Source organism: Lactiplantibacillus paraplantarum, assembly GCF_003641145.1.
GTDB classification, from domain to species: Bacteria; Bacillota; Bacilli; order Lactobacillales; family Lactobacillaceae; genus Lactiplantibacillus; species Lactiplantibacillus paraplantarum.
On record NZ_CP032744.1, the window covers coordinates 498,412 to 509,171 of the forward strand.

At 45.4% G+C, this 10,760-nt stretch carries 11 protein-coding genes; 8 read left to right on the plus strand and 3 right to left on the minus strand.

Annotated features, from left to right (window positions below; genetic code table 11):
* Positions 1-219 precede the first annotated feature (219 nt).
* From LP667_RS02350 to LP667_RS02360, 3 genes are read left to right on the plus strand one after another with little or no spacing between them, the layout of a single operon-like run.
* On the plus strand, positions 220-537 hold the full coding sequence (locus LP667_RS02350; RefSeq protein ID WP_021730903.1) for a cupin domain-containing protein: 318 nt from the start codon (positions 220-222) through the stop codon (positions 535-537).
* A 30-nt stretch (positions 538-567) separates the two neighbouring features.
* Positions 568-903, plus strand: coding sequence for a cupin domain-containing protein (locus tag LP667_RS02355; protein WP_021730904.1), 336 nt, complete (start codon positions 568-570; stop codon positions 901-903).
* 34 nt (positions 904-937) lie between these two features.
* Positions 938-1,780, plus strand: coding sequence for a metallophosphoesterase (locus LP667_RS02360; RefSeq protein ID WP_021730905.1), 843 nt, complete (start codon positions 938-940; stop codon positions 1,778-1,780).
* 149 nt (positions 1,781-1,929) lie between these two features.
* On the opposite strand, the gene LP667_RS02365 is transcribed toward LP667_RS02360, so the two are convergent.
* On the minus strand, positions 1,930-3,036 hold the full coding sequence (locus LP667_RS02365) for an SLC13 family permease (RefSeq protein ID WP_056988359.1): 1,107 nt from the start codon (positions 3,034-3,036) through the stop codon (positions 1,930-1,932).
* A gap of 206 nt (positions 3,037-3,242) precedes the next feature.
* The gene (pnuC, locus tag LP667_RS02370; RefSeq protein ID WP_021730993.1) at positions 3,243-4,052 is read right to left on the minus strand and encodes a nicotinamide riboside transporter PnuC; all 810 of its coding nucleotides are present in this window, start codon (positions 4,050-4,052) and stop codon (positions 3,243-3,245) included.
* Positions 4,053-4,411: 359 nt separating this feature from the next.
* Here pnuC and proC point away from each other — a divergent pair, with 359 nt between their 5' ends.
* From proC to LP667_RS02385, 3 genes are all read left to right on the plus strand, one after another.
* Positions 4,412-5,203 carry a pyrroline-5-carboxylate reductase gene (proC, locus tag LP667_RS02375; protein WP_021730992.1) on the plus strand — a complete coding sequence of 264 codons (792 nt, stop codon included), beginning with the start codon at positions 4,412-4,414 and terminating at the stop codon, positions 5,201-5,203.
* 78 nt (positions 5,204-5,281) lie between these two features.
* On the plus strand, positions 5,282-6,418 hold the full coding sequence (nagA, locus tag LP667_RS02380) for an N-acetylglucosamine-6-phosphate deacetylase (protein ID WP_021730991.1): 1,137 nt from the start codon (positions 5,282-5,284) through the stop codon (positions 6,416-6,418).
* A gap of 23 nt (positions 6,419-6,441) precedes the next feature.
* Positions 6,442-7,143: a GntR family transcriptional regulator gene (locus LP667_RS02385; RefSeq protein ID WP_021730990.1), complete on the plus strand. Its 702-nt coding sequence runs from the start codon at positions 6,442-6,444 to the stop codon at positions 7,141-7,143.
* Between the two features lie 172 nt (positions 7,144-7,315).
* Here LP667_RS02385 and LP667_RS02390 read toward each other — a convergent pair whose 3' ends face one another.
* Positions 7,316-8,053, minus strand: a complete 738-nt coding sequence (locus LP667_RS02390) for a WecB/TagA/CpsF family glycosyltransferase (RefSeq protein WP_021730989.1) — start codon at positions 8,051-8,053, stop codon at positions 7,316-7,318.
* A gap of 156 nt (positions 8,054-8,209) precedes the next feature.
* Between LP667_RS02390 and LP667_RS02395 the strand changes: the two genes are divergently transcribed.
* A complete protein-coding gene (locus LP667_RS02395; protein ID WP_003640899.1) occupies positions 8,210-9,688 on the plus strand; it encodes a nicotinate phosphoribosyltransferase in 1,479 nt (492 codons plus the stop codon).
* Positions 9,688-10,515: an ammonia-dependent NAD(+) synthetase gene (gene nadE / locus LP667_RS02400; protein WP_003640900.1), complete on the plus strand. Its 828-nt coding sequence runs from the start codon at positions 9,688-9,690 to the stop codon at positions 10,513-10,515. Before LP667_RS02395 ends, nadE begins: the two co-directional genes overlap by 1 nt.
* Positions 10,516-10,760 lie beyond the last annotated feature (245 nt).

Sequence of the window (10,760 nt, forward strand, 5' to 3'; positions counted from 1 at the left end):
TACTTTTTGTGTTATTTCTGTACGTGTTGAAGCACGCTCGATTATCAATTACGATGCGGTGGTTAAGGCTGTAATTACTCATTCAATTATTCGGAATTATGAAGTGTTTATTCAAATGAGACTCGAATATTGTAACTGTTAGCGTTAAGCTTAATTCAAGTATTAATGCTAATGATGTGTATCGTAGGATACCATAATGATGACTAGGGAGGATTTGAAATGGCTGTAACTAAAATTGATCTAAAAACCACGATGACCTACCGCGAGCACGCTATTACTAGTAAATCATTTGCCAGGAAATTAGGCATTGAACTGCCATTTGCGATGTACGCAATGGCTGCTGGTGAGAGCATTAGCGCTGAACAATCTACATTGACCAGATTATTTGAGGTTATTGACGGTACTTTGATCGTTCGCTTAGCGGATGAGGTTGACCAAGAAGTCCATGCGGGTGAGATGTTAGTGGTGCCAGCTAATACCGTACATACATTAGTGGCTGAGCATCCGTGCCAATTTATTCAACTCGAAACGAAATAAGTCTTGATAACTAGAGACGGAGGAATTCAAATGAGCTTAATTAATAAAATTGATCATGCCAAGGTCCTTAATTTGACTGAGCAGATTCCATTAGATGATGATCAAGTTAACAGTCGGACACTGGTTCAACGTGATGATCTGAGTATGACGTTATTTTCAATTGCGACTGATCAGGAGATTGGCGGGCATTCTGCTCAGGGCGATGCGATGGTTAATATTTTAAGTGGTGAAGCGGAGATTACGATTGAAGGGACTGTTTATCATTTGACCGCGGGACAATCAATCGTGATTCCTAAAGATGCACGGCATTCTTTATATGCCATTCGGGGCTTTCAGATGCTACTGGTGGTCGTCAAGCCAGACTAAAACATCCTGTTGTTCACGAGGTGGAGGTGCTGATATGCCGTTGTATACGTTTATTGGTGATATTCATAGTGCGGCGGATGATCTAGCGGTTTTGTTAGCCAATCCTGAGATTGCCGCCACCCGGTTGATTTTTTTAGGTGATTATATTGATGGTACGGCTGCGCGGTATTTTGGTCACTACACTGAGTCGGCTTCCTTGGCACCGCTAAAAGTGCTGGCAATGATTAGTGAACGGGTACGGCAAGCTGGCGATGTGGCCTTGCTTGGTAATCATGACGCGTTCTGGCTACGTACGGCTCATGGTGATGACAGTGCCACCGCAACCTGGGTGTTGAATGGTGGTCACCGGACTTGGCGTAAATTAGGCATTTACTCGTCTAATTCTGAGCATGTCCGGCGAGCGCTAAATGGTGTGTTGTTGAAGCCATACACTGATTTTTTAGCACACTTGCCGCTTATGTGGCAGCAGGGCCGGCTACTCGCCATGCACGCGGGTGTTAACTGTCAATACCCATTAACACAACAATCACCGGATGACTTACTGTGGATTCGGGATAATTATTATGATGACTTCACAACTGTGGGTCACCGTTGGCATCGGAACTTATTCAACAAAGTTATGGTCACCGGTCATACGCCGGTACAGACATTTGCTGGCTCACACCTGGGTTATTTAAAGATGCAGGCTGATGCGCAAGATGTTCCACGTTACTTGATTGATGCTGGGAGTCGCTCAGGTCGTTTTGATGGGGGCATTGGTGCGTTAACATTGACCGCTGAGGGTGAATTTGTCAGGACGAAACGCGTGATCAAGAGCCACGTCTATGATGGCCAGCAAGTCGTCACCCCAGCCATGATCATGGATAACGAGCATTAGTGCTACGATTCAGGTTAGCAATAGTTGTTAAAAGGGAGCGGGTGTTGAGCCCGTTCTTTTTGTGATGTTGAGGTGGTTATGGCTATTCCAAGATTATTAGGTCGCTAAAGTCAAATTGATTCAGTGTTCGGGTTAACTCATTTGTACAATTATAGTAGGAGATAGAACCAGCCGCCAAGTCCCAAGATAAGCAGGCCCAATCCATTGAGGGCTGTAAATACAAGTAAAAAATGGCGAAGTGGTTGTTGATCGTCAAAGGGCAACAATTGTTTTAAGGCAAGCAGATTTGCTAGTGAGGCCACCAATGAGCCCAGGCCGCCAATATTAACGCCTAAAAATAGCGCCGGTAAGTGTGATGTGAAATTAGCCAGTAAGATAGCAGCTGGAACGTTGCTGATGACTTGGCTCGTGATTAGACCAGTAATATAGACGCTGGGAGCTGTCTGGGTCAATTGCCTGAGCCAATGCGTTATTGTTGGATTATGGCTGATGGCGCTAACGAAGATAAAGAAGCAGATAAAGGTTAAGAGTAGCGCGTAATCGACGTACTGAAAGACGCGCCGGTTAATGATGAAACTGACAACAACCGTTCCAATAATGACTAGTAAGATGGGCACTAGATTGAAAATGCCAAGCATAATGAAGCTGAGTAGGCCAGCTGCAACTCCAATCTGATTATGGGAGATTGGTTTTGATTTAGCGGGTGTTACCGTTAACGGCGACCGCGGTAGCCACCAACTTAAGGCAATTAACAAAGCGAGACTAGCCAGCATTAACGGGGTCGATAATTTGAAAAACGTGAGTAGATTGACGTGATAGAAGGTGACCAAAAATAAATTTTGGGGATTACCGATGGGGGTAAATGCACTGCCAAGATTGGCCGCCATGATAATTAAAGTCGTTGGGTAAGCAATGGCCAGTTGTTGCCGCCGTGCGAGGGCGATAAAAATCGGAATTAACGTTAAGATTGCAACGTCATTAGTTAAAACCATTGAGCCGCCAAAGGCTAACAGGATAAACAACTGACACATTTGACGGGTATCGTGTGATTTAACTAAGAGCCAGTCTCTTAAAGTATCAAGTAGATGCATGGCTCGTAGTAATTGGACACTGATCATGAGTGCTAATAAGGTGCCAATCGTGGTCCAATTAATTTCTGCCAGCCGGGGTGTACCAATAAATAAACTTAAACTTGCGCAAATTAGCGCGATGATAAAAATTTTGTCATGCAGGGTGCGATGAATGATTGCCGCCATGATAAACGTCCCCCTCGATAGTCAGTTAATTAGCTTTAACTTAAGCAAACTCGCCGGTGAATGTAAATTGATATACATTGTTCAGGTAACGGTGCAGTCACCCGAACAGCAAACCAAATAAAAAACCGCTTCAAAGTTACGCGGCGAACTTTGAAACGATTAGCGATTGAGTTTGATAGTTAGTTAGCCATCTTCGTTAATATGGGCTAGTGTTCTTGATGAGTGCTTTGGCCAAAGAACCACAAGTAGGCCCCGTATAGTGCGTTAGCAAGCATCACGAGTTGCAGTGCTAACATCGAGGCGGCTGCGGGACTAAAGCCTTTTAACTGGTTGAACCAGATAATAACGTTAAGCACATCGAGCGTGATCCAGGCGATCCACTGGGAACGATAGCCATTGACCATGAGGACGCTACCGACAATTCCAAGTGGTAACAAGGTGGCGTCCAGGTAGATTTGGTTACCGTGAAGTTGTTTACTGAAGTGTAAGACAATGATGTAGACGAGTACGGCTAACGCGAACCAGGCACAACCGGCTAATTTGCTCAATTTACGACCAGTCAGTTCGCTGGTATCGGGTTGTGCTGCCATTTTACGATGCCAGACGGTGATGCCGACAAATTGCATGACGAGGTAAAACGATTGTGACGCAATATCGCCAATTAGCCGATTGGTGATAGCCGTAGTAAGCCAAGCCGCACAAGCAATAATACCCCAGCTATAGTTCGTTAGTCGCCCTTGATCAACCAGAATTAAGTTAATGACCACCGTTATTCCAGTCAATAGGCCAATCCAGCCATGTAGGCTGTAATCGCGGCCCAGAATAAAGCCAATGATGGTGACGATTAGCATCGTGCTCATCATCAACTTAGTGGTGCGGCGAAGCGTCTTTAATTCATTAAGTCCCCGTTGCCAGCTGAAGACGGCACGCATGGTTGTGGGCAGACTGGTGATGTCTTGTTGCCATTGTTGCGTCAGGGTGGTTAAGGTGAGTCTGAAACGTTTACTCTGATTCATAGTGAAATACTCCTTAGTTGTTTTTAGACAGCCGTGTTCGGAAGCAACGCTGTGTTTGATGCTGTTTACATTAGCTTGTTCAGGTGAGCCTGTCAATGAGATTAGTCCACGCTGAAAACCGGTTATTAATAAATTAATCAGCTGTTCATAGTATTGGTAAGCAACCGGCTCAAAAGGATGACTTATGATATTTATTTGTTGATAGTGAAAGTTGGTCTTGAAAAGGTGATTAATTACCCACAGTTTCACAAATATTGGTATAGTAGAAGAGTAAGCGGGAATGTTTGTTTAATCCTGCCTAGCCGTTAATCGGTTAGTAGTTAATGATATAAATTATAAGTCAGAGGAGCGTTTTACGGATGAAAATCGGATTCATTGGTGCCGGTAACATGGGCCGTGCGATTATTGATGGGTGGTTAAAACAACAAGCGGTCGTCCCAGCAGATATTTATATTCACAGTGCCCATGCTGCGAGTTATCAACCTTATGCGCAAGCAAATGGGCTACAGGCCTGTGACACTAATTTGGCCGTGGCACAAGCTGCTGACGTTATCGTTTTGGCAGTTAAGCCGAACATTGCGTTGGCCGCATTAAAAGAAGTTCAAGCAGCCTTAACGGGCAAGTGGGTCATTACAATGGTATCAGGGTTGAGTTTGGCCGATTATGCCACAGTTGTCCCTGATCTACCCGTTCTGAGAATCATGCCGAATGTGAACGTGGCGATTGGTGCCGGGATGACGGCGTTGGTTGGTAATGATGCCTTGACACCAGAGCAATATGCGGCTGGGCAACAATTATTTGATGCGATTGGTGCCACGAGTGCCATCGCTGAGAAAGATTTTCCAACTTTTTCAGCCTTAGCAGGTAGTTCGCCGGCCTACATCTATTTCTTTATTGACGCGATGGCCCGCGCAGGCGTCAAGCACGGTTTGAGCAAGGATGCAGCGACTAAGATTGCGGCGCAGGCCACGCTTGGCAGTGCTCAGAATGTGTTAGCTTCTGATAAAATTCCGTTTGACCTGATCGATCAAGTTTCTTCACCTGGTGGTACGACGGTTGCTGGGTTGCTGGCGATGGAAGAGGCCGGTTTTATGACGGCTGTCGTGAAGGGCATCGACGCGACGATCGCGAAGGAACTCGGCAAATCTTAAATAACTTGGTGCTGGTGGTTGCAAGTTTGGTCTATACCGATTATAATTAAACCAGATAAATCCAAGGAGGAATTGTTCATGAGCAAAGTGTTAAAACATGCCATCATTTATACTGGTCTAGAAAAGATTGATGACGGCTACATTCGTTTCGGTAAGGAAATTGAAGCGGTTGGTCCAATGGATGACTACGTGGCCCAACCCGATGATGATATCGAATTTGTGAGTGGCAAAACGATTGTACCGGGCTTCATTGATGTTCATAGCCATGGTGGTTATAGTTTTGATTCAATGGACGGGAATCCAGCTGAAATTAACGAAATGGTTAATGATATGGTGGCCCGTGAAGGTATTACGTCATACTTCTGTACGACCATGACGCAGTCCAACGAAAACTTAGATCATTCGATGGCTGGTATTAACAAAGCCGCCGACGAAAATCCGGTTATCCAAGGGGTTCATTTGGAAGGGCCATTCATTTCGGCAACCTTCAAAGGTGCTCAACCTGAAAAGTACATTAAGAATCCTAACGTTGAGTTATTAGACAACTGGAACAAGTTGTCTGGTGGTCGAGTTAAGTTGATTACTTACGCGCCAGAAGATCCTGGTTCGCGTGAATTTGAAAAATATTGCTTGGAAAATGGCATCGTACCTTCAGTGGGTCACAGTAACGCCACTCGTGAACAATTATTAGCAAGTAAAGCAACTCACGTGACGCATTTATACAACGCGCAACGTGAATTCAAGCACCGTGAACCAGGTGTTACTGGGCATGCCATGCTTGAAAACAACATGTACTGTGAATTGATCTGTGATGGGTTCCATATCGTACCTGACATGATCAAGTTAGCGTATGAACAAAAAGGCGTTGATCGGATCGAATTAGTGACTGATTCAATGCGTGCCAAGGGTGAACCTGATGGTGTTAGTGAATTAGGTGGTCAGAAAGTGATCGTTAAGGATGGTCAAGCGCGCCTTGAAGAAGGTAACTTAGCCGGTTCCGTCTTGACATTCATCAACGCTTTCAAGAACATTCAGAAGTTCACTGGCTGTGGGATTGCTGAAGCAGTTAAGATGGCTTCCGTCAACCAAGCACGTGAATTTGGGTTGACTAAGAAGGGCACGTTGGAAGCTGGCAAAGATGCCGATATTAACATCTTAGACGGTAACCAAGATCTAGTTGCAACTTATAGCTACGGTAAAAAAGCAGCTAAATAAATTAGAAGTAAGGGATGAGTACCATGAGTTCGCCAATTTATATTCAAATCCACAACCAAATTAAGCAGGCGATTGAAGCTGGTCGGTGGGCCGTTGGTGACCGGATTCCGTCCGAACGGGAGCTGGCTACGCAGTTCGATGTTAGTCGGATGACCCTTCGACAAGCAATCCAGACATTGGTTGACGAAGGAATATTAGAGCGGCGAGTCGGTGCCGGCACGTTTGTCGCGAATCAAAAGGTCCAAGAAAAAATGTCCGGTGTCACCAGTTTTACTGATCTAATGCTGGCCCAGGGTAAGGTCCCATCAAGTAAGACGATTTCATATCACGTGACGAGTCCATCGTTATCTGAGAGTGAAAAATTAGCATTGAAAGCCAATGAACAAGTGCTGCGGATGGAACGAATTCGCTACGGTGATGACGTCCCGATTTGCTTTGAAGTCGCAACGGTTCCGGAACGGCTCGTCAAGCAGTTTACCAAGGACGAAATTACGAGTTCGTTGTATCGGACGTTGGAAGAAAAGGCTAGCCTAGTGCCTGGCAAGGCTCAACAGACTGTTTCGGCGATGTCCGCTTCTGAGCGTATCGCGGAATACTTGTCAGTCCGGCGTGGCGATGCGTTGCTACGGCTACGGCAGATTTCGTATTTGCAAACCGGTGAACCGTTTGAATACGTGCGGACCCAGTACGTTGGTAATCGGTTTGAATTCTATCTTGAAAAATAAGCCGTTGGTCGGGTGCTGGGCACTTGACTAGATTGGCGATACAACAATAGCTCACCTAGAATGGTAAAATTCTAGGTGAGCTATTTTTTGAATTTACGACTGAAAACCGGTTGCGCGTGCAAAAGCAGTTGCAATCATAATGACTCGTCTCATGACTGGTAATAATTGCCAGCTATCGTGCTTGTTGGCGCGCCATTTTTTTAACCAATCGCAAGTAGCGGGGGAGCACGAGCATCCGCTTGAAGCGGCTCGGTTCTTGAATTAGCCGGTAGAGCCATTCAACGTGATGTTTTTGCCAAAATAACGGCGCCCGCTTGACCGCGCCTGCAATTACGTCGAAGCTACCCCCAACACCCATCCAGAGTGCATCGAGGCGTTGGCGGTGTTCGGCGATGAAGAATTCCTGTTTAGGAAAACCGGTGGCTACGAAGACCATATCGGGCTTCGCCGCCACGATCTGGTCGACAATGGTTTGTTCGTCGTCATAATAGCCATCACGGGCACCCACGACAACGATGCCGGGATAATCGTGTTGGACGATCGCGGTCACTTGTTTTAATACGGCGGGCTTGGCACCTAACAAGAAGATCCGTTGGTGCTGTTGGCTACCCCATTCTAGTAGTGTTAAAAGGGTATCATAGCCCGTAATCCGTTCGGGGAGTGGCGTGCCAAGAATCTGAGCGCCCTGAATAACGCCGATACCGTCCGGCGTAATATAATCTGCCTGAGTTAACACCTGTTGGTAATCGGGGTGTTCACGGGCGTACATTAAAATCTCGGGGTTAGCGGTCACCACAAAGCGATTGCGATGTGCGAGAATATCGATTTGAAGTTGCTGAACAAAGCCAGCGTTAGTTGTCTTGATAAACGGCACGTTTAAGATGTTAACCCTGTCAAAAGGGACTGACATAAGCGACCTCACTTTCTAATCATAATTAAAGTATAGGTAAATCAAGGAATTCTGCAACTTTTTGGATGCTTAAGCGCATTCTTTTATAAAAAATGCTAAAATAAGCTTAACTTACTGTAAACACGGTTATTACCTACGAAATGGAGAATTATACTCATGACGCAAATCTATCCGGATGATAGTTTTACCTTGCATACGGATGCTTATCAAATTAACATGATCCAAACCTACTGGGAACAAGGTATTCATAATAAACATGCGGTGTTTGAAGTGTTCTTCCGTAAGATGCCGTTCCAAAATGGGTACGCGGTATTTGCGGGTCTGGAACGAGTAGTTAATTATATCAATCATTTACATTTTACGGCAACCGACATCGCGTATTTACGTGAACTTGGCGGTTATTCTGACGGCTTTTTAGACTATTTGGCTAATTTTAAATTTGACGCGACAATTCGTGCCGTTCGCGAAGGCGATTTGGTCTTTAATAATGAACCGTTGTTGCAGGTCGAAGGACCATTAGCAACTTGTCAGTTAATTGAAACGGCGCTGTTAAATATTATTAATTATCAAACGTTGATTGCAACCAAGGCAGCGCGCATCAAATCGGTCGTTGGCGAAGATGGCTTGTTAGAATTCGGTACGCGACGGGCCCAAGAGTTTGACGCGGCTATCTGGGGGACCCGGGCAGCTTATATTGGTGGCTTTGACGCGACGAGTAATGTGCGGGCTGGCAAAATTTTTGGAATCCCAATCAGCGGGACCCATGCGCATGCGCTCGTGCAGACTTATCGAAACGACTATCAGGCTTTTAAAGCCTACGCGGAAACCCATCATGACTGTGTCTTTTTGGTCGATACGTACGATACGTTGCGTAGCGGAGTACCGAGTGCGATTCGAGTGGCTAAGGAAATGGGTGATAAGATCAATTTCCAAGGAGTCCGTATCGATAGCGGTGATATGGCTTACTTGTCAAAACGGGTGCGTGAACAGCTAGACGAAGCTGGTTTCCCGGATGCCAAGATTTATGCATCAAATGATTTGGACGAAAAAACCATCCAAAACTTGAAGATGCAAGGGGCCAAAATCAGTGTGTGGGGCGTTGGGACGAAGCTCATCACCGCCTTTGACCAACCTGCATTAGGAGCCGTGTATAAGATGGTTTCAATTGAAAACGATCATCATCAAATGGTTGATACGATTAAGTTATCGAATAACGCGGAAAAGGTTTCGACACCTGGTCAAAAACAAGTTTGGCGGATTACGAAGCGTGCGGATGGCAAGTCAGAAGGTGACTATGTGACGTTGTACGATGAAGATCCGCGCAACGAAGAATCAATTTACATGTTCCATCCAAGCTATACGTATATTAATAAGACGGTCAGCGATTTTGATGCGCGACCACTATTGGTTCCCATCTATGACCGCGGTCAACAAGTTTATACTTTACCAACGTTAGATGAAATCAAGGAGTATTCATTTGAAAGTCTAGATGCACTTTGGGACGAATACAAGCGGGATTTAAACCCTCAGGATTACCCGGTCGACTTGTCACAAAAACTTTATGATCATAAAATGAATATTATTAACACGGTCAGAGACCACGTTAACCATAAAGATGAGGAGGAAGCTTACTAATGCGGCCATTACAAGCTGAGATTATTAAAGCGTTACACGTTGCACCAACCATTGATCCAGAAGTTGAGATTCGTCGAAGTATTGATTTTTTGAAGGCTTATTTAACTAAAAATACCTTTTTGAAGACCTATGTGCTTGGCATCTCTGGCGGTCAGGATTCGACGTTAGCTGGAAAATTGACGGAGATGGCGATTACCGAAATGCGGCAAGAAACTGGTGATGATCGCTATCAATTCATCGCAGTCCGGTTACCATATGGCAATCAAGCGGATGAAGCGGATGCGATGGCAGCGATTGATTTTATGCAAGCCGACGTGACGGATCGGGTGGATATTCAACCGGCTACGGATGCCATGGTAACTGCATTGGAAGCTAACCAATTGACGATTCATGATTTCAACAAGGGCAATATTAAAGCGCGCCAACGCATGATCGTGCAATATGGAATCGCCGGTGAAATGCACGGCGCTGTCGTGGGAACCGACCATGCAGCCGAAGCTGTTACTGGTTTTTATACCAAGTACGGTGACGGTGGTGCGGATATTGTGCCACTATGGCGATTGAACAAACGTCAAGGTAAACAGATGCTGGCCGCTTTGGATGCGCCCAAGCATTTGTATGACAAAGTCCCGACCGCTGACTTGGAAGAAGATCGGCCAGCATTACCTGATGAAGTCGCGTTAGGTGTTCGTTACGACGACATCGACGATTACTTGGAAGGCCGGACGGTCAGCGATGCTGCGGCCGAAAAGATTGAGGCGTGGTACTTAAAGACTGCCCACAAACGCCACGCGGCCATCACTGTGTTTGATGATTTTTGGAAATAAGCTAGTTAGCTGATAATCGATTAGGATTACGGCTAACCTAATTAAAAAGGCGACTTGAAGATTATTCAGCTTCAGGTCGCCTTTTTGCATAGTCACATAATTTTATGGTGACTACCGTAATATTGGTGGGATTGGTGGAAAAGCGGTAGAATGGTTTAAAATATGTAAACGCTTAATGTGAGAATATCCGAGTGCTGTGGCGAATGCAGAGGTAGTCAAAGCGATTATTTTGCTAGACAGCCCTC

Excerpts from the sequence above, each read along its gene's own strand:
- pnuC (WP_021730993.1), bottom strand. The coding sequence starts at position 4,052 with ATGAATCAGAGTAAACGTTTCAGACTCACCTTAACCACCCTGACGCAA.
- nadE (WP_003640900.1), top strand. The coding sequence starts at position 9,688 with ATGCGGCCATTACAAGCTGAGATTATTAAAGCGTTACACGTTGCACCA.
- LP667_RS02390 (WP_021730989.1), bottom strand. The coding sequence starts at position 8,053 with ATGTCAGTCCCTTTTGACAGGGTTAACATCTTAAACGTGCCGTTTATC.
- LP667_RS02365 (WP_056988359.1), bottom strand. The coding sequence starts at position 3,036 with ATGGCGGCAATCATTCATCGCACCCTGCATGACAAAATTTTTATCATC.
- LP667_RS02385 (WP_021730990.1), top strand. The coding sequence starts at position 6,442 with ATGAGTTCGCCAATTTATATTCAAATCCACAACCAAATTAAGCAGGCG.
- LP667_RS02350 (WP_021730903.1), top strand. The coding sequence starts at position 220 with ATGGCTGTAACTAAAATTGATCTAAAAACCACGATGACCTACCGCGAG.
- nagA (WP_021730991.1), top strand. The coding sequence starts at position 5,282 with ATGAGCAAAGTGTTAAAACATGCCATCATTTATACTGGTCTAGAAAAG.
- proC (WP_021730992.1), top strand. The coding sequence starts at position 4,412 with ATGAAAATCGGATTCATTGGTGCCGGTAACATGGGCCGTGCGATTATT.
- LP667_RS02355 (WP_021730904.1), top strand. The coding sequence starts at position 568 with ATGAGCTTAATTAATAAAATTGATCATGCCAAGGTCCTTAATTTGACT.
- LP667_RS02395 (WP_003640899.1), top strand. The coding sequence starts at position 8,210 with ATGACGCAAATCTATCCGGATGATAGTTTTACCTTGCATACGGATGCT.
- LP667_RS02360 (WP_021730905.1), top strand. The coding sequence starts at position 938 with ATGCCGTTGTATACGTTTATTGGTGATATTCATAGTGCGGCGGATGAT.